A 17,548-nucleotide genomic window follows, 5' to 3' on the forward strand; every position below is an offset into this window, starting at 1 on the left:
CGCCGGGCTAAGCTTGATTCAATGAACTAAAAATGAAGAATGAATGAACATCTCGCAATGGTTGAAAAGTTACATAGTGTCTCTAAATTGAAAAGCCTTTACCTGAATCTGTAGCAAATTCCCAAGTCTCGGGATCAAAGCTCAAGGTTATATTGAGCCAATAGAAAAAACCTTATTGAAGATCGGAGGTACACTACAAACAGGTGATGCTCTCCTGCCACACGCAAGCAAACTACCATCCTTTCATACGTGAGCACCGCGGGTTAATTTCTGAGGCTAACCTTATCAGTACCTCTCAGATAGTTATACATCAAATAAAATTAAGAAAAATCAAAATTATAAACAAAAATTTACTACTAAAAATCAGTTAATACTTAATAAAAAATCAAAAATAGTTTAATATAAAACCAACTAGGTTTTGTATGAGATTCAACTGGGGTAGAAACATGAAATTCAAATCAAAAGTAATGACCACGCTGGCATTAGCTATCTCCACTCTATGCGGTACCCATGTGGCACAGGCGGAAGAACTGGTTCAGGGAACAGATTACCGCGTAGTAACCGCCCCAGTAGAACAGGATGATGATGTACGAGTGTATTTCAGCTTCCGGTGCGGTCATTGCGCTACTCTGGACCACATTTTCGCTGAAGTATCCGATGAACTGGCGGGCGATGCTTGCGTTAAGAAAGTGATTCTCTTTGATCCGAAAGACAAATTGGATGTTTTGCATGCTAAAGGGCTAGCGGTTGCTGAGTCTCATGGATTGGAGAAGAAATACACTTCTCGTATGTTCACAGAAATGCGTAAAGGCAGCGCACCACAATGCCTGAATACCATGACTGAGTTCTTTGGTCGCAAGATGGGTATCGAACCGATGATTTTCCAAAAGCAGTTCCTCTCGCAAGAAACCAATAAAAAAGTTGATGCATATCTATTAGATGCGAATCGGATGGGGATTACTGCTGTTCCATCCGTTATCGTCGGAAACCAGTATCAGGTAATTCCGCAACGTGTGACTTCATTTTCTGAGTACAAAGATCTGATCAAAAAAGTGGTCGATAAAAACCTCAGTAAAAATTCGTAATTCACAGCCCAACATATTCCTCGGAGATAGTTATGAAAAAAACAATTCTGTCTGCTCTAGTCGCTGCTGCGACCTTTAGCGCTCATGCAGTAACATACCACCAGCCAAGCATAGAAATGGAAGAAAACTTAAATGCTTATGGTGCAGGGGTTGCAAACTGGGAAGAAGCGCGTTTTATGCCATTCACAATGTCAGACGCTCATCTGTACCACCATCACGCCATGATTAAACATGGTGAAGCAATGCCCATTAAAGTGGTTGGTGGTCTGGATGTGTCTAAGATCCTGATTGACCACATTGTGCCTAACAAGAAAATCAGTGTTTACGACGTTATGCGAGACCGAGGGTCGGTTTCAAGCTTTGTGGTAATGAATAAAAACGGTGAAATTCTTCAGGAAGAATATTGGAACGGTACTGACAAGGATACACTGTTCCACATCATGAGCTCCCACAAGTCATTCTCCTCAATGGCTTTGGCTATCGCAGAAGAACAGGGGCTGTTCAAGCGCTCTGAACCTGCGAGTAAATACATTGAAGAACTGCGCGGCACACATTGGGCTCAGGTTTCCATTCAGGATTTTGCCGACATGACTAGCGGCATTCAGGAACTGCCTAAAAGCCGCGATGGTTACCACTGGTCGTCATACGGTTCAGGCGCCTCAGGGTCTTGGGATAGTGCGATGCCATCCGTACTTGGCTATAACGGACACATCGTTAAAGAGGACGGTTCTGTTCTTCCAAAACCCGATTCACTTGGTGAGCTAACCAGTTTTAGCGAGTATCTAACCTACTTCGCAAACAACATTGAGCCGAGCTTCAAAACGGGTGAAGTATACGAATACAAAGATCTGAACACCGAGATGCTGGGTCAGGTGGTTGTGCGCACATCAGGTATGACTTTGGCTGAGTTTTTTGAGAAGTATCTTTGGACCAAGGGCGGATTTACATCCGACTCTGCAATGTACACCAATTATCTGAATGAGAGTGCGGCATCTGGTTCTTTCAATGTTACAACCCGTGATTTTGCTATCGCGTCTTACCTGATGGCTAACGATGGTAAGAACTGGAAAGGCGAGCAGGTTCTTCCTAAAAAGTACGTTGATGAAGTCAAGAAAGGTGACGCCAAGGTTAAAAGTGCTTGGAATAAAGTTTCCTATGAGCACCTTTTGGTGCCAAATGCGTTTTACAAAAACCAATGGCGTACAATGACCCATAATGGGCGTACTATCTCAACCATGATAGGTGTGAACGGTCAGTTTTCTGCGTTTGACCACAGCACCGGAAACTCCATTGCTATCACGGGTAACTATCGTCAACCATCCGGGCAGCAATTGGTCATGACCTACGTGTTTGACTCCATCTACAACATTTTTGAAGAACTGGATAAATAGAATCAGATGAATCTTATCTGACAATAAGCCATGCGCTTAGATGCGAAAGCCACCGAAATATCAGGTGGCTTTCTTCTTTTTCAATACCACTTCTGCTCCAACCCTTCTTAAAAAATTAAAACCAAAACTCCATGTCATACGGTTAAGAAGCGCCAAATACGATCAAATAAATTTCAATTCTCTGCATCCAAATTGGCTGTTTCTTCGTCTCCTGTCATGAAGATCAAATAATAAGGAACATGATGATGAAAAAAGCGCTTATCGCGGTACTTACTCTGATCCCTCTGGGTTGTGCAACTGCCTCCAAAGATTCTGTAGAGACAAGCATTGGCGATGTCTATGTGGACAATTCGGGAAAGAGTTTATATACGTTTAGCAAAGACCCTGCCGGACAATCCGTGTGCACAGGTGGATGCGCTGAAACATGGCCGCCTCTTCTTGCTCAGGGAAGCAATCAATCCCTGTTTTATGGGCAGAAAGGATTCAGCACCATCACAAGAAATGACGGAGCTAAGCAGTGGGCGTTGAATGACAAGCCTTTATATCGCTGGTTCAAAGATACAAAGTCGGGTGACATAACGGGCGCGGGTATAAAAGGCGTTTGGCCTCTTGCCCGTGCCGATGATGTTAGCGTAAAGCTTTACAATGATGGAAAACGTCGATTTTTGGTCGATAGTAACAATTTAACGCTCTATACCTTCGACAAAGACAAAAAAGATCAATCGGTATGTTATGGAGAATGTCAGGTTAAGTGGCCACCCGCTTACGTTGATTCAAAGCTCATTGAGCGAGGAGCAGACAAGTTAAAACTGTCTGGTGATTTTGGTGTTACCCAAAGAAAGGACAACACCTATCAATGGACATACAAAAATCAGCCTCTTTACCGATGGTTTCAAGACACCAAACCGGGAGAGACTAACGGAGATGGTGTAAAGCAGGTATGGCACTTGGTTAAGCGATGAGGAAACTGTGAGTTTAGATAAACACCAGATAGGTTTACTGCTCTCCAAAGTTGCGCTTCGAGACCGCGAGGCTTTCGAAGCGCTCTATCAGTTGACGAGCACAAAGCTTTTTAACGTCATTGTTTGTGTTGTCAAAGATGAGCACATCGCCGCAGACCTCTTGCATGAAGGATTTGTGAAACTTTGGTACAGCAGCAGCCGGTTCCCCGTTGACTATCCCTGGGCATGGCTTTGTCAGAGTATGCGTAATCTCGCGATCGACGAGGTCAGAAAGCAGGGGAAACAGAGAGAAAAAGTGCTTGCCTCTTTTTCTGAAGATCATTACCACACCGCTCACCATCATGTCGATGAAGGCCTCAAACGGTGCTTAAAGCAGTTAAATGAAGACAAACGCAATGCCATTGTTCTGTCTTATCAATACGGGATGAGCCACCGAGAGATTGTGCAACACATCAAAGCACCTTTGGGCTCTGTTAAGTCCAATATTCGCCGCGGATTGCAGGAGTTAAAACGATGCCTAACCAAATAACCCAAGGTCAGCGCTATCTTGACTCTGAGTTAAGAGACAAACTGGCTGGTGAATACGCACTGGGAACACAAACCCCAAGAGTTCGCCGACGGCTTGAGCAACTTATGGATTCCGACCCGACCTGGTGGGAACACATTGAATCATGGCACTCACATTTAGCTGGATTAAACCCGGCAACCGAACTTTTTAGAGATTCAGAAGATCTTGCAGCGCCGCCTAAACGAGTCTGGAATCAGATAGAAGCAAGTACCTTCAACATTAAGAAATCACCTCAAGGATTCAAATGGTGGTGGTTATCGACAGCGATGACGCTTTCGTTACTCATTGGCACCTTGATTCAACCCGTATTGATGCCGGTTTCCACAATACCTGATAGCGCAAATGTGCGCCCGGTGAGCTACCTGGCGATGATGTCCTCCGAATCCCATCCAAATCACTTTGCATTGGTTGCGTATCAGGGAGACAAACCCGGAGAGTCTAACATTCAAATACAATTCAACCTTGGGCTGCAGACACTCCCAATGGCTGAAGCCGTCGTCTGGATGAAAGACAAAACAACAGGTGAACTCAAACTCATCGATAGCTTAGCCAACATTCAAAAAGTTCGCTTTATGTCGCCAACGGAATGGAAAGCGTTAAAAAACAGCTCAGAGCTTCTGGTTACGATGAATGAAAATCCGAACAGTCGGATTCTGTATCGGGGTGAGTGCGTAGAGCTTAGTCAGGGTGAAGTGTTGTGAGTTACAAGCGACTAAAACTCTTCTGTTTAAAGCACTAAAAATCTGTCTGTTCTCATTCAAAGCAAAATCCCCGAATCATCTAGTTCGGGGATTTTTCTAATTGGCGATTAATTAGAAAACTGCTCAGAAGTAGTAATAGAGATTAACCCAGGTCTTGCTGTCTGTTTTTCCATTAACTTTGCTCAGTTCATGTTTAAATCCAATGCTGGATTCGTCCGTTAACATGTATCCGCCTCCAAGCTCTAGCTCGTTGGTCCAGTCTTTAGCTTCGTAAACGTATGTCGCTTTGGGGTTTGCGTATAACCAGTGACCAGCATCGAACCCATACATAGCGTACAATCCGGGCTGTGCTATCCAGGAATCTACTTTATGACCGTTATCTTGAGCCCCGACCTTACCTGCTGCGAGCATAGGTACTAGCATCACGTTAGGTGTAAGTTCAAACTTTTGAACCATGCCGCCAAGTAACCCGTTACTTGTTGTATCGCCAGTTTTGCCGCCAATAAAATCTACCGACAATCCGAAGCCGTTGTCCTGATCAACGTTAAAATAACGAACACGGTAGTTGTAATCTTTGCCGTTGTCCTGCAAACCAAAGTCTGCAGACGCAATGTGCTCGCCAGTACCAAAGACCAATGATGCCTGTGTACCATCGTTGGTTCGCTGAACACCCAAACCGCGATATGAAGCAGTCGGGTCGCCATAGTTCACATCGTTTTGTGTTTCTTCTGCCATGGTCGCGCATGAATGAAACAGAGCGCACCCAGACACAATGGCACAGACAACAGCAGCTTTAACCTGAATAGACATATCGACCCCTTAATTAGAAAGCGCATCTAGGATGGCAGGAACGAACTGGTGGAATTGCATAGCAGAAAAACGTGGTGTTTCTGCCATTGGATAGCCACCATTCAGAGTGATAACTGAGTTGGTTGTCTTCTCGATAGCGCATACCTGACCATTCACACCGACCATCGCCAGAACTCTGTAGCCACCTACTTCAAGAACTCGGAACTGATCTTTGTAATAGCCCGGAGCCAGAGCAGACTCTTTACTCTTAAGCCACGCACTTCGTACTTCATCGTTACCGTTCCAAAGGTCAGATACGAATTTGGCAGGCAATACCTGTTCGCCTTTCTCATTCTTTCCATCGTTCAGAAACAGAAGGCCAACACGCGCCAGATCTTTGGTTGCCATGTTCATGCCAGTAGACCCCATCGCGAGTCCTTTCTTGTCTGACATAAAGTGTGCATCTGCTGCCACCCCCACTTTTTGCAGTAAGTCCTGCTCAAGGATGTGAGTGAACGATTTGCCAGTTGCACGATCGACAATCAGACCCAGCAATTCACTGTTCACGTCCTGATAATCGTACTTCTCACCCATGGCGTAGTTTTGTCGCTCTGTAATCAGAGGAAAGAAATCTAGGGTGCCATTTGGGTAGGGGTCAGATGCCTCTTCACCGTAATAGCCCTGCGCGTCAGAAAGACGAGTATCCCAGTATTTCTCGGCAGTGCCGGCAGCCAGTACGACCGCAGTACGCATATCAGAGATTTCCTGAACCGTCGCCGTTTCAAATGCGGTTCCTTTCAGCTCAGGCACGTATTTGATTGCCAGATCTTCCCAGTCAAGCGCACCTTTACCCACAGCAATAGCGGCAGCCATCGCAGTAAATGATTTGGATACAGACATATCAAGATGAGTAGAGAATTCATTCAGACCATTGCCATAGTGCTCATGAACAATCTTTCCATCTTTGATGATCACTGCATTGTGATTTTGCATGCGGTTAGCAAGAAAATCCTTTGCTGAAATACTGCCATCAAACTCAGACACCATCACCTTATCCAGATCGAGCGGTACGCCTTTCTCGAATTGCAGAACAAAGTCACCTTTATGCAGCGTGTAACTGTGGGTGAACTTATAGACATGAGGCATGGCAGACGCTATATATTCAGGGGTTTCCCATGTTTGACCCGTCATACCAATAGATTCTGCGGCTGCGATGAATTCACGGTCTGGTGCTTTAAAAGTCACGGCCTGTGCACCAAAAGCGGTAGTTGCTGCGATTAACGCTGAAAGAAGTGTTTTCTTCATAGATTTGTCCTCAAATTATTACTGAGATTTGTATTGTTTAAAGGCTTTGAACACTTCATCCATATCTATGCCCTGCTTTGCCAGATGCCCTAGAACCCATTCGTATTCCTCGACTGAAATGGCATAAAGAGCGGGTGAGTTATTTGCCAACACGCCCAACGTGCCAAAGTCTTCGGTAACTTCTTTTACTGGATTTTTTCGGAACTCGCTGATTGCTACCACGCGATCACAAGACAGTAGTTTCTTAGCCATATTTATTACAAACCTTGTACCAAATTCATTAATTGTTTTACATCGTATCATTTATTTTTCTATAGTAAAGGCTTTTCGGTTAGAAGCAGTGAGAACAAGCAGCACGTCAGAGAACTAGAAACAATTTTTAACTTTTATTTCAGGTAGATAAGAATAATTCAGTGAGGTTGGAAATTTTCTAATTAGGAAAGAAAGTCAGACATGATGCACTAAAAAAGTACCGACTTAGGAATAAATAAGAGAAATTGGCTTACATAAAACAATTTGAATTCGCTAGATACTGAACTCAAGATGATTCAGATATTTTTAGATGTGTCTGTTGATGGGCAGGAAAACTGAGCAAATTTTCAGTCACACCATAAAAAAAGCCTCACATGGAGGCTTTTTCTGCATTAAGAGCGGGCTTAAACCTTGGGCTCAAAACCCATATGGTGGAAGCTGAAAGCGTAAATATCGGCATTCAGATCCAGAATCTTGCTCATTGGCATTCCTGCCCCATGACCCGCATTGGTGTCCACTCGGATCAGCACTGGGTTTTCCCCCTCATGTTTGCTTTGTAGTTCAGCAATGAACTTGAATGAGTGAGCTGGCACTACGCGATCATCGTGATCTGCCGTGGTCACTAAAGTCGCTGGGTAGTGTGTTCCTTCCTTCACGTTGTGAACCGGAGAGTAACCCGCAAGGTAGTTGAACATCTCTTCATTTTGTTCGGAAGTACCGTAATCGTATGCCCAACCTTCACCAGAGGTGAACGTGTGGTAGCGCAGCATGTCCAATACGCCAACTGCTGGGATTGCGACTTTGAACAGATCCGGACGCTGAGTCATGCACGCGCCGACCAGCAAGCCACCGTTCGAGCCACCATGAATGGCTAGCTTGTCTGACGATGTGTACTCTTCTGCAATCAGGTATTCCGCGGCAGAGATGAAATCATCAAACACGTTCTGCTTCTGCAGTTTGGTGCCTGCAATGTGCCACGCTTTGCCGTATTCACCACCACCACGAAGGTTAGCCACGGCATACACGCCGCCCATTTCAATCCAGGTTGCAACGGATGGGCTGAAATACGGTTCCAGACTCACATTAAAACCGCCGTATCCGTAAAGCATGGTTGGGTTGTTGCCATTCAGCTCTAGACCTTTGCGGTAACAGATGGTCAGCGGAACCAAAGTCCCATCTTTAGATGGATAGAAGACCTGCTTGGATTCCAGTTGCTCGCTGTCGATTTGGCACTCAGAGCCACGATGAAGCTCAGTCACACCCGTTTCTGGATCAAAGCGATAGGATGAAGACGCCACGATGTAGTTAGTGAAGCTGTAGTAAAGCTCTTTGGAATCTTGGCGACCATCGAAACCAGACACACAACCCAGACCCGGCAGTTCAACATCACGGACTTTTTCGCCGTTGTAACGGTATTGAACGACTTTGGTGTTCACGTCTACAAGGTAGGACGCAAATAAGTAACCCGCACCAGTTTCAATATCAAGCTGCTGCTCCTGTTCCGGAATCAAATCTTCCCAGTTTTCGTCTCCAGGCGCTTGAGCACTAACCTTCACCACACGGCCTAATGGCGCATCTAAATTGGTGTATATCAGTAGGTCACCGTCATGGTGCTCAACAACGTAGCTGTCTGCCTGATTTTTGTCGGTCACCAATGCCAGTGGTGCATCTTGCTGGCGCAAATCACGAACATACAGCTCGTTCCCCGACGTTGATTGCGCACCCGAGACAACCAGAAAAGCGTCGTCTTCTGTGGTGTATCCGGATACATAACGGAATTTCTCCGCATCGGAACCGCCGAACACCAATATATCTTCGCTTTGTGGCGTGTTCAGCTTGTGGTAGTAAAGCTTGTGTTGTTCAGTACGCGCCGACAACTCACTACCCTCTGGTTTGTCGTAGCTGGCGTAGTAGAAACCTTCGTCACCAAACCAGGAAATGCCAGTGAATTTTGCATCCAGAATCGGCGCTTCAAGCTCCTCGCCTGTTTCCGCATCAATCACGTAGATGGTGCGCCAGTCACTGCCACCTTCTGAAACGGAATACGCGACGACTTTATCTGACTTAGAAAATGAAACACCACCCAGTGAAGAGGTGCCTTCTTCACTAAAAAGTGTTAGGGTCGAGGAAAATCTGTGCTTCGCTGCCTTCTTTCTGACGATAAAGTACGGCCTGATTTTGAATACCGTCATTTTTGTAGAAGTAGGTGTAATCGCCGTGCTTGAATGGCTGAGAGACTTTTTCGAAGTTATTTACTGTTTCGAGTTTCTTACGAATTGCATCGCGGAAAGGGATCTGATTGAGGTGTGCAAATGTAACCTCATTCTGGCGGCTTACCCAGTCTGCCGTTTCTTCGCTGCGGTCATCTTCCAGCCAGCGATAAGGGTCAGCCACTTTGGTCGAGAAATACTGGTCAACAACGTCTGACTGTTTGGTTTCTGGATACTTTGGCACTTCGCACTCCTTTGGTTAGTTTTACAAGCTAATCATCTCACAAAACTTAGGGTAAGAAGTGTCGGAGTGCCAATTGCTCAGGAACTAGTCCCAGTTTTACCAAATCCTGATACTTTAACCGGAAACAGAGCTAACCGCCGCGCGGATTCGATTGCCGATTTCATCCCACTTGCCCTGCTCCATCAGATCTGTGCTTGCCAGCCAAGTGCCACCACAACACACAATGCGGTCAATAGAGAGGTAATCTTTAACGTTGCCGATGTTCACACCGCCTGTGGGCATAAAGCTAACATCACCGTAAGGCGCTAGCAGCGCTTTTAGCATCGGAATACCACCCGAGGCTTCTGCAGGGAAAAACTTCAACAGACTAAAGCCGCTTTCTAACGCAATTTCAATTTGGGAAGGGGAATTCACTCCGGGAATAAACGGAAAGTCTTTGTTCTTGCAATAGTTCGTCACCGTCGGGTTAAACCCAGGTGCTACCCCGAACTTTGCTCCTGCCGCAATGGCTGCATCCACTTGTTCGGGTTTGATTAACGTCCCTGCCCCCACGCACAGTTCTGGCTGCGCTTTGACCATAATGGCAATCGCTTCGGCGGCCATTTCGGTACGAAATGTAATTTCTGCAACGGGTAAACCATTGTCCATTAGCGCATTGGCAAGAGGCTCCGCCTGCTCTAAAGAAGTAATAGAAATAACGGGCACAACCTTATGCTGCGCCAGCGTTTGAAAGACGTCCTGCGACATAAATTTATCCTTTATTCGTTATCAAAATGGTTGGAACGGAAGCGCGACAATCGTTCTTTCATCGAGGTGATTCGGTCTCGGTGCTCTTCTTCTTTATTCAGTGACACGGCGGTCGCCAGAATATCCACCACCACCAGCGCGGCAATACGTGAAATAGTAGGAGTGTAGCGGTCGGTGTTTTCCAGCGTTTCAACCACCAAACTTAAATCACACTCCTGACTGAGCGAACAGCCACGACGCCCGGTAATGGCAATGACTTTTGCGCCATGGTCTTTGGCTTCACGTACCGTCTCAATCAGGTCGATGGTTTCTCCATTGTTTGAAATCGCAACCACCACATTTCCTTCTCGCATCATGGAAGAGGCGATGAATTGCTGGTGCGCATCCGTATGGGCGTTACAAGGCACGCCAAACAGAGGGAATTTCTGCTGCGCATCCAGTGCCACAATGCCAGAAGCGCCGAACCCATAAAAGTCGATTTGAGACGCATTGGAAAGCAGCTCAACAGCCGCTTCCATTTTCTCGATATCCGCATGCTGACGCGCCCAGTCCAGACTGGTAAGCGTGAAGTCGAACAGTTTACGAGACACCACATGAGTGCTGTCGCCTTCTTCCAACGCCGCGTGGGTTGGAGTTACACCAAGGGCAATACTCTGAGCCAGACGAATCTTTAAGTCCTGAAACCCGCTGCACCCCACGGCCGTAGAAAAGCGCATTACTGTGGGTTCACTGACGCCAGCAGCTTTAGCGGTCTCTACCAAGGTGCTGTTGATGGCTTTATGAGGGTCAGACAATACCCACTCTGCCACCTTGCGATCCGACTTGCGGAGCTGGTCCAGTGAGCGGGTGATCATTTCAATGACATTAGGCTGCTTTTGCTGCAATGCTAACTCCTTAACCTCAAACGATATTCGACATTCAATTGCGCAGGGAAAACAGAAATACTATCAGCGTTTTGCTGCGCTGCTGCACAAATTTTTTCTGGTTCTATGGTGTTAAACTCAAATAAGCCGAAATGATGCGCAATCAGTGTCGGAATTTGTGCCTGTTGGCAAATCTCTATCGCTTCTTTCAGATGGAAGTTTCCGGGTACACCATTGGCTCGTCGCTTTTCATCCCGACCATTAACAGGCAATAGAGCCAAATCAGGCTTGAGCTTTTGAACCCGTTCAACCAATCCATCAAATGGAATGCTGTCTCCCGAATGCCACACCCTTACCTTTCTATTTTCAATGGCAATATCCAGAACATAGCCCAAAAAGCGGCTATTGCCCTGTTCGTCCCGTTCAATCGCTTCGTGCGCCGCTGCGAGAACATGCACACCTATGAATTCATTAAGCTGGATGTGTTCACCATCCGACACCAGAGTCAGCTTGGATTCTTCCAAACCACTTCTGGTTTGTGCTTCTTTACTTTCCGCTCTGGGGGCAACCAGAAATACATTGTCTGCACTTCTAAAAATCGGCTGAAGGGTGGCTGGATCCATGTGATCGGTGTGTTTGTGGGTGCAAAATACGCCTGAAAGATGTGCCAGCTGATCAGGGGCAATCGGCGCTTTCATCATTCGAATGTGTGGGAAACGCGTACCTTGATATTTCTCTGCCAGAGAGTCAGACAGATATGGGTCAATAAGCCAGACCTGATTTTGATAACGAATCAAAAAGCCCGCCTGCCCCAGCCAGAACAAACTGACCGACGCTTCCGGTTGAGGATTCTGACTCAAGTATTCCGCCAGTTCACCATCAAAAACCAAAGGTTCGAATTGCACCTGCATATATCGTTCTATACCTCTAAAACCTGAATCAGATTATCGACTGCTGCGTGGGTAGCCTTATCCACACTCTCCTGCGTATACCCGCCGATATGGCTGGTTGCGATACAGCGCTCGTGCTGCCAAAGCGGATGATTCGCCGGCGGCTCGGTATCGTACACATCCACTGCGTACACGGAAATTTTGCCACTGCACAACCCATCATAGATGACATCGTGATCGACAAGAGAAGCGCGAGCGGTATTAATGATAACCACCCCATCTTTTAACTGATGTACGTTCTCAGCGCCAATAATGGGTTTACCATCTAAAGGCGCAGGGCAATGGAAGGTGATGATATCGGACTGGCGAAGCAAATTGTCCACTTCGCAAAACTTAAAATCGTCGTTCAATACCAGTTGCCCCTGAAGAATCGGATCGTAAGCGATAACCTGCGTTCCAAGCCCTAGCGACATTTGAGCAACCTGACGACCAATCGCTCCCATACCAATCACGCCAACAACTCTGCCCTGAATTTCATGTCCCAAAGCCCTTGTCCATTGGCCTTGCTTCAATCCTTCTGCGGTTTCCGGAATATGACGCAGACCAGACAACATCATGGCAATTGCCAGTTCCGCGACGCCTCGGGCGTTTGCTCCTTCCGCTCTGCACACCACTATCCCCTGCTTTTCTAAGGTATCCAAAGGCAGGTTATCTACCCCTGTGCCATTTCGGCTAATGGCTTTGAGCGATAATGCAGACGTAATCACCCGCTCAGAAACGGGCTCCACACCGGCAATCCAGCCAACGCACTGAGGCACAATTTCCATTAGCTCCTCTTCGGTCGGGGATTTTCCCGGTTGGCAGAACACCAGTTCATACCCCAAGCTTTTGAGCTTTTCAAAAGCAGGATGACCATTCAAAGACAACGAGCGCGGTGTGATCAGAATTTTTCCCTTTTCCATGGGTCGCTTAACTCCTTCGGCTTAGGCGTTTTGGGCAATTTGGCAAATGGTGTCGAAGTCTTCACCACGGACCGGAATATCAACATCAAAGACTTCAGCGATAACCCGAGTCCATCCATAGATGAAGTAGACCCAGCCATCGTGAATCGCCAGTTGAGCCTGTCTTTCCTGATTTCTGGCCTGATGTAGAAAATCCAGCTCGCCGCGATAATTCAGTTCCCACACAATGGCATGCTCAGGAAAACGCGCGTCATTGCTAATGGGGGAACCCGGTGCGTCTTTTCCAAGCCCGGTCGCGTTGATAACCAAAGAATGCGGAGGCATATTGGCTAATGTCTGTTCGTTGCTGGGCTGTTCGTTGCTTGTCTGATCACTTCCTTGCGCTTCATCCACCAGAACGTAGTCGACGTCCACCTCTATCTGGTAACGGCTCAATACTTCCGCCAACTCATCCAGCCGATGCTGGGAGATGTCCGATACCACGATCTTATTTGGCCTCTGGTCTTGGCTTAATCCCTGCGCCAAATGCCAGCAAATCGCCGTCGCACTGCCACCAGCTCCCATCACAAACACTTCTCCACCAGTATTGGGGAAATGACGCTCAGGTAAAATGTAATCCAGCGCAAAGCCCGAAGTTATGGGGTCTTTGGCGCTGCATCCAAACTGCTGACCTCGTTTGTACAGACAACTGGTCTCATTCATTTTGATGGCATGATCGTCAATTAAATCGAACAAACCCTGACTCGCCTGAAAGAGATTCAATTTATGAGTCGTCACCAGCGCCCCAACAGATAACGGATCACGCTTAATGAATTCCGTCACCGTACGATAGTCATTAGCGGGTGCGTTCAGAGGCAAGTCGATACCTGAAATCTTCACGTCGCCAAGCTGCAAGTGTTTCGCCCATTCCGGGAACACTTTCATGATCGAGCTGTGCTTGGTGGACACCCCAACGAAATAAAAGGTGGGCTTAGAGGCGGGCGTTAAATTCATCCGACGCTCCCCCTGTACAACTGTTGGATGCTCTCGTCACTTCTTGGCTGATACTCTGGGTTTTCAGAAAGCACCCAACCACCGTTGCCATCCGACAACACGCGATGCTTCATACCACCCGACTTTTCAATAATCGAATAGTCCTGACCGCTGTCGCTTGGGTAGCAAAAGAACATCACAAATTCACTATCACCTGTATTCACGCTGCGATGGATCCAGTATGGCGGTACGTAGCAGACATCATCAGGACCAATTTCAATCACCTTGGTTTCCCCTTCTGGCGACTCCATCAGCATCAGTCCATGCCCTTTCTTACCAATGTATACTTCTGGGCGGTCGGCATTGGCATGGATATGACCGCGCGTCATAAAAAATTCATTGCCTACCCTACCTGGCTGCATCTTGGTGACCCCAAAAATCATATCCTGACACCGTTCTCCCGGATGGTAGTCGGTGACTTCGTACACCACCTGCTCTCCGAGTTTTGGTTTGAGTTGTTGATAGCTATTCTGGTCTGCGTAGAGACCATCCAAGTCATCAAATCGCTTCTGATATCGCCGATCTGTCCCTGTCAGGCTGCCGGAAGACACATCAATGTGGCAGCTCACTGGATCCATAAGTGACATAATTATTCCCTCATTCTCCATCACAATTGCCTACTCTTTGACTGAACATTCATAAAAAACGGCATAAACACATAACAACGCTCGTTAAGAATGATGAGTTCGAATTTCAGCTCTTTTAGTATTAATACTACACAAAAATAAAAGATCAACCCGATTTTAGATTTAAATTGTGCATAATTTCGCCTTCAAAAGTTAATAAAGTGTAAAATATGAGCTTGACAATACGCATTTGTGTATTAAAAATACATTTAAGCTAAGTTGTAGTTCTGTACATAGCACTTCATGACGAAGGGCAGGAAAGTAAAACTACCAAAGGACAGGTTCATTCAAGGAGTCACAGAATGCCGACAGGGACACTCAAACCCAACCAGACAGATTCCATCAAGTATCTGTTTGTGTGGCCAGCACTGTTTATTGTGTTGCTGGTTACTTTGTTCCCACTGATATACGCGCTGACGGTCAGTTTTCAGTCGGTACGCCTGATCCCGCCTCTGCCAGTCAGGTTTGTTGGCTTCGATAACTATCAGTCGTTACTGGAATCTGCCCGTTTCTGGCAGTCGGTCGGCACCACTCTCTTCATTGTTCTGAGTTCTGTTGCCATTCAGTATGTAGTGGGATTTATGCTGGCTCTTGCGTTGCACAACAAAGTGCCGGGGGAAAAGCTGTATCGTGTAGTATTTCTACTTCCTATGTTCATGGCACCCATCGCAGTCGCGTTGGTCGCACGTATGATGTTCCACTCTGCACTCGGGCCGGTGAACGATTTCTTTAGCCTGCTGGGTTTTGAAAACCTGCCGTTTCTGACCGAAACCAGCTGGGCACTCGGCGTTCTGGTTACTGTGGAAGTGTGGCAATGGACGCCTTTTGTGACCTTGCTGATGCTGGCGGGTTTGCAAGGCTTGCCTAAAGATGTGTATGAAGCCGCCTCCCTAGAAAATGTACCACCCTGGCGTCAGTTCTGGGATATCACCTTCCCTATGCTTCTTCCTTTGTCCGTCGTTGTCGTTTTCATCCGAATCGTCGAAGGGTTCAAGATCATTGATACCGTCTACATTTTAACGGGAGGCGGTCCCGGTACATCGACCGAAACCCTCACCCTGTTTGCCTATAACCAAGGCTTCAAAACCTTCAACTTAGGTGAAGCGTCGGCACTGAGCTTCCTGTTCCTTATTGTGATTGTGGTTCTGGGTAGCGTTTACCTGGCTGCGGTTAAACCTGTTGTGGAGAAACGCACATGACCGATTTCGCCACAGACAAACTTTCAACCTCGAACACGGATGTGAAACCCGCTATGTCAAAACCAAGTTCTGGGAACAGCAGTCATCGTCAGACAGAGCCACATTCTGTGAAACAAGCGCAGACGGATCTCACTTTTAAGTGGATCGCCACTATTGGCTGTATCGTGTGGTTGCTATTTCTGCTGGCTCCGTTTTACTGGGTCACCGTAACCGCATTTAAGCCACCGCAAGCGGTCAATGGCGGCGCAACGTATTTGCCGTTTATCGATTTTGCTCCCACTCTGGAAGCGTTCCGAGAAGTCATTTCCGGCATTCGCGGTGACTTCGTCGGACCATTCTGGCACTCCAGTTTGATTGCTTTGGTGTCCACGTGTCTGTCCGTACTGCTGGGTTCTATGGCAGCTTATGGCATCGCAAGGTTTGAATTTCGTATTCGCCTGCTGGCTGGTGTTACGTTCGCCGTTGTCGGGATAGGAGGGTTCTTAGCCCTTACCGAACTGGCTGAATTCGCGATCCCTCAGGCCATATTGATTTCACTGGTGGCGGCGTTTGTCAGCTCGTTCTTTATCAACAAACTGCGCCTACCCGGACCGGTATTGGGCAACGACGACGTAACCTTCTGGTTTGTGTCTCAACGTATGTTCCCACCGATTGTTTCTGCGTTCGCTCTTTACCTGTTTTATGCCGAACTCGGAAAGCAGGGCGTTCAGCTTCTGGACAGTTTCTTTGGCATGGTGGTGGCATACACCGCATTTGGCTTGCCTTTGGCAGTATGGCTGATGCGCGATTTCTTCCGTTCCATTCCAGTTGAAGTGGAAGAAGCCGCCATGGTCGAAAACGTACCAAGGCTACGCATTTTCTTCGACATCGTATTGCCGATGTCGAAACCCGGTTTGATAGCGACCTTTATGATTACGCTGTCGTTTATTTGGAACGAGTTCTTGTTTGCACTTTTACTGACTTCGTCACGTTGGCAAACCCTGCCAGTGGTTTTAGCAGGGCAAAACTCAAGCAGAGGCGATGAATGGTGGGCGATTTCAGTCGCAACACTAATATCAATAATACCGATGATCATCGTTGTGTCTCTGCTCGGTCGACTTATGAAATCCGGACTATTATCCGGCTCTATAAAATAACAACTTTCACCATGGATGCCCTACCTACTGATAAGGGCAAATTAGAAGGAATTAAACATGGAAAGGAAAATACGTTCTTCAGCACTGGCCGTTGCCCTTAGCTTAGGTGCAGCCGCTTTTTCGACCCAAACACTGGCAGCGTGCGAGCCTGATTACTCCGGTGTGACGGTGACCGTCGGGTCTCAAAATGGTCCCTTTATTGCCTCCGCTCTGCGCACCGCAGGGGATGCATGGGAAACACAAACCTGCGGAAAAGTGAAAATTGTCGAGTTTCCATTTGGCGAGCTTTTTCCTAAGTTTTTGACGGGAATGCAGACAGGATCGAGTGAGATCGACGTCATTTCCTACATTCCGGCATGGCTGCCAGACTTTAACCTGTTCCTTTCAGAAATGCCGAAAAGCATGCAGGAAGGCGAATACTGGCAAGACATTCACCCAGTTTATCGTGAGCGTCTGATGCTTTGGGACGGCAAAGTGAAATCCGCCACTATGGATGGCGACATGCACATGCTGAACTACCGCGCCGATCTCTTTAATGATGCCGGCGAAAAAAGCCGCCTTTAAGAAGAAGTACGGCTATGAGCTT

17 protein-coding genes and 1 pseudogene are annotated in these 17,548 nt (G+C 47.0%); 8 read left to right on the forward strand and 10 right to left on the reverse strand.

Translation table 11 applies throughout. The annotated features are described in order from the left end of the window. The first annotated feature begins 446 nt into the window (after window positions 1–446). The 5 genes from RH89_RS22050 (at window position 447) to RH89_RS22070 (ending at window position 4,707) form a co-directional block, all read left to right on the forward strand. Window positions 447–1,085 carry a thioredoxin domain-containing protein gene (locus RH89_RS22050; protein WP_004406789.1) on the forward strand — a complete coding sequence of 213 codons (639 nt, stop codon included), beginning with the start codon at window positions 447–449 and terminating at the stop codon, window positions 1,083–1,085. A gap of 32 nt (window positions 1,086–1,117) precedes the next feature. Further along, the gene (locus RH89_RS22055) at window positions 1,118–2,476 is read left to right on the forward strand and encodes a serine hydrolase domain-containing protein (RefSeq protein ID WP_004406790.1); all 1,359 of its coding nucleotides are present in this window, start codon (window positions 1,118–1,120) and stop codon (window positions 2,474–2,476) included. 245 nt (window positions 2,477–2,721) lie between these two features. Continuing rightward, window positions 2,722–3,438, forward strand: a complete 717-nt coding sequence (locus tag RH89_RS22060) for a hypothetical protein (protein ID WP_004406791.1) — start codon at window positions 2,722–2,724, stop codon at window positions 3,436–3,438. A 7-nt stretch (window positions 3,439–3,445) separates the two neighbouring features. Next, window positions 3,446–3,967: an RNA polymerase sigma factor gene (locus tag RH89_RS22065; RefSeq protein WP_004406793.1), complete on the forward strand. Its 522-nt coding sequence runs from the start codon at window positions 3,446–3,448 to the stop codon at window positions 3,965–3,967. Beyond that, window positions 3,952–4,707 carry a hypothetical protein gene (locus RH89_RS22070; RefSeq protein WP_004406795.1) on the forward strand — a complete coding sequence of 252 codons (756 nt, stop codon included), beginning with the start codon at window positions 3,952–3,954 and terminating at the stop codon, window positions 4,705–4,707. The genes RH89_RS22065 and RH89_RS22070 overlap by 16 nt, the downstream gene beginning before the upstream one ends. Before the next feature lie 123 nt (window positions 4,708–4,830). Here the strand turns inward: RH89_RS22070 and RH89_RS22075 are convergent, their stop codons facing one another. The 10 genes and pseudogenes from RH89_RS22075 to RH89_RS22120 form a co-directional block, all read right to left on the reverse strand. After that, entirely contained in the window at window positions 4,831–5,517 is a 687-nt protein-coding gene (locus tag RH89_RS22075) for a hypothetical protein (protein ID WP_004406797.1), read from the reverse strand. A 9-nt stretch (window positions 5,518–5,526) separates the two neighbouring features. Further along, the gene (locus tag RH89_RS22080; RefSeq protein ID WP_004406798.1) at window positions 5,527–6,801 is read right to left on the reverse strand and encodes a serine hydrolase domain-containing protein; all 1,275 of its coding nucleotides are present in this window, start codon (window positions 6,799–6,801) and stop codon (window positions 5,527–5,529) included. 18 nt (window positions 6,802–6,819) lie between these two features. Then, window positions 6,820–7,053, reverse strand: coding sequence for a hypothetical protein (locus RH89_RS22085; RefSeq protein ID WP_004406799.1), 234 nt, complete (start codon window positions 7,051–7,053; stop codon window positions 6,820–6,822). A 404-nt stretch (window positions 7,054–7,457) separates the two neighbouring features. Beyond that, window positions 7,458–9,507, reverse strand: a pseudogene (locus RH89_RS22090) (prolyl oligopeptidase family serine peptidase). 114 nt (window positions 9,508–9,621) lie between these two features. Next, on the reverse strand, window positions 9,622–10,254 hold the full coding sequence (locus RH89_RS22095) for a bifunctional 4-hydroxy-2-oxoglutarate aldolase/2-dehydro-3-deoxy-phosphogluconate aldolase (RefSeq protein ID WP_004406804.1): 633 nt from the start codon (window positions 10,252–10,254) through the stop codon (window positions 9,622–9,624). 11 nt (window positions 10,255–10,265) lie between these two features. Continuing rightward, a complete protein-coding gene (locus tag RH89_RS22100; protein WP_004406809.1) occupies window positions 10,266–11,138 on the reverse strand; it encodes a MurR/RpiR family transcriptional regulator in 873 nt (290 codons plus the stop codon). A 2-nt stretch (window positions 11,139–11,140) separates the two neighbouring features. Further along, window positions 11,141–12,028 carry an MBL fold metallo-hydrolase gene (locus RH89_RS22105; RefSeq protein WP_004406811.1) on the reverse strand — a complete coding sequence of 296 codons (888 nt, stop codon included), beginning with the start codon at window positions 12,026–12,028 and terminating at the stop codon, window positions 11,141–11,143. Window positions 12,029–12,036: 8 nt separating this feature from the next. Next, window positions 12,037–12,969: a phosphoglycerate dehydrogenase gene (locus RH89_RS22110; protein ID WP_004406813.1), complete on the reverse strand. Its 933-nt coding sequence runs from the start codon at window positions 12,967–12,969 to the stop codon at window positions 12,037–12,039. 21 nt (window positions 12,970–12,990) lie between these two features. Continuing rightward, window positions 12,991–13,962 (reverse strand): shikimate dehydrogenase family protein, encoded by a 972-nt coding sequence (locus tag RH89_RS22115; protein WP_004406817.1) that lies wholly within the window; start codon window positions 13,960–13,962, stop codon window positions 12,991–12,993. Continuing rightward, a complete protein-coding gene (locus RH89_RS22120) occupies window positions 13,959–14,588 on the reverse strand; it encodes a glucose-6-phosphate isomerase (RefSeq protein ID WP_004406820.1) in 630 nt (209 codons plus the stop codon). The genes RH89_RS22115 and RH89_RS22120 overlap by 4 nt, the downstream gene beginning before the upstream one ends. A gap of 341 nt (window positions 14,589–14,929) precedes the next feature. Here RH89_RS22120 and RH89_RS22125 point away from each other — a divergent pair, with 341 nt between their 5' ends. Genes RH89_RS22125 through RH89_RS22135 form a run of 3 tightly spaced genes read left to right on the forward strand, consistent with a single transcriptional unit; the run spans window position 14,930 to window position 17,526 of the window. Then, entirely contained in the window at window positions 14,930–15,826 is an 897-nt protein-coding gene (locus RH89_RS22125) for a carbohydrate ABC transporter permease (protein ID WP_004406822.1), read from the forward strand. Next, the gene (locus RH89_RS22130) at window positions 15,823–16,962 is read left to right on the forward strand and encodes a carbohydrate ABC transporter permease (RefSeq protein ID WP_004406824.1); all 1,140 of its coding nucleotides are present in this window, start codon (window positions 15,823–15,825) and stop codon (window positions 16,960–16,962) included. The genes RH89_RS22125 and RH89_RS22130 overlap by 4 nt, the downstream gene beginning before the upstream one ends. Window positions 16,963–17,019: 57 nt before the next feature. Beyond that, window positions 17,020–17,526 (forward strand): hypothetical protein, encoded by a 507-nt coding sequence (locus RH89_RS22135; protein WP_004406826.1) that lies wholly within the window; start codon window positions 17,020–17,022, stop codon window positions 17,524–17,526. The last annotated feature ends 22 nt before the right edge of the window (window positions 17,527–17,548 follow it).

The sequence above is a fragment of the Vibrio nigripulchritudo ATCC 27043 genome, assembly GCF_000222685.1.
GTDB classification, from domain to species: domain Bacteria; phylum Pseudomonadota; class Gammaproteobacteria; order Enterobacterales; family Vibrionaceae; genus Vibrio; species Vibrio nigripulchritudo.

Excerpts from the sequence above, each read along its gene's own strand:
- RH89_RS22050 (WP_004406789.1), top strand. The coding sequence starts at position 447 with ATGAAATTCAAATCAAAAGTAATGACCACGCTGGCATTAGCTATCTCC.
- RH89_RS22055 (WP_004406790.1), top strand. The coding sequence starts at position 1,118 with ATGAAAAAAACAATTCTGTCTGCTCTAGTCGCTGCTGCGACCTTTAGC.
- RH89_RS22060 (WP_004406791.1), top strand. The coding sequence starts at position 2,722 with ATGAAAAAAGCGCTTATCGCGGTACTTACTCTGATCCCTCTGGGTTGT.
- RH89_RS22070 (WP_004406795.1), top strand. The coding sequence starts at position 3,952 with ATGCCTAACCAAATAACCCAAGGTCAGCGCTATCTTGACTCTGAGTTA.
- RH89_RS22075 (WP_004406797.1), bottom strand. The coding sequence starts at position 5,517 with ATGTCTATTCAGGTTAAAGCTGCTGTTGTCTGTGCCATTGTGTCTGGG.
- RH89_RS22080 (WP_004406798.1), bottom strand. The coding sequence starts at position 6,801 with ATGAAGAAAACACTTCTTTCAGCGTTAATCGCAGCAACTACCGCTTTT.
- RH89_RS22085 (WP_004406799.1), bottom strand. The coding sequence starts at position 7,053 with ATGGCTAAGAAACTACTGTCTTGTGATCGCGTGGTAGCAATCAGCGAG.
- RH89_RS22095 (WP_004406804.1), bottom strand. The coding sequence starts at position 10,254 with ATGTCGCAGGACGTCTTTCAAACGCTGGCGCAGCATAAGGTTGTGCCC.
- RH89_RS22105 (WP_004406811.1), bottom strand. The coding sequence starts at position 12,028 with ATGCAGGTGCAATTCGAACCTTTGGTTTTTGATGGTGAACTGGCGGAA.
- RH89_RS22110 (WP_004406813.1), bottom strand. The coding sequence starts at position 12,969 with ATGGAAAAGGGAAAAATTCTGATCACACCGCGCTCGTTGTCTTTGAAT.
- RH89_RS22115 (WP_004406817.1), bottom strand. The coding sequence starts at position 13,962 with ATGAATTTAACGCCCGCCTCTAAGCCCACCTTTTATTTCGTTGGGGTG.
- RH89_RS22120 (WP_004406820.1), bottom strand. The coding sequence starts at position 14,588 with ATGTCACTTATGGATCCAGTGAGCTGCCACATTGATGTGTCTTCCGGC.
- RH89_RS22125 (WP_004406822.1), top strand. The coding sequence starts at position 14,930 with ATGCCGACAGGGACACTCAAACCCAACCAGACAGATTCCATCAAGTAT.
- RH89_RS22130 (WP_004406824.1), top strand. The coding sequence starts at position 15,823 with ATGACCGATTTCGCCACAGACAAACTTTCAACCTCGAACACGGATGTG.
- RH89_RS22135 (WP_004406826.1), top strand. The coding sequence starts at position 17,020 with ATGGAAAGGAAAATACGTTCTTCAGCACTGGCCGTTGCCCTTAGCTTA.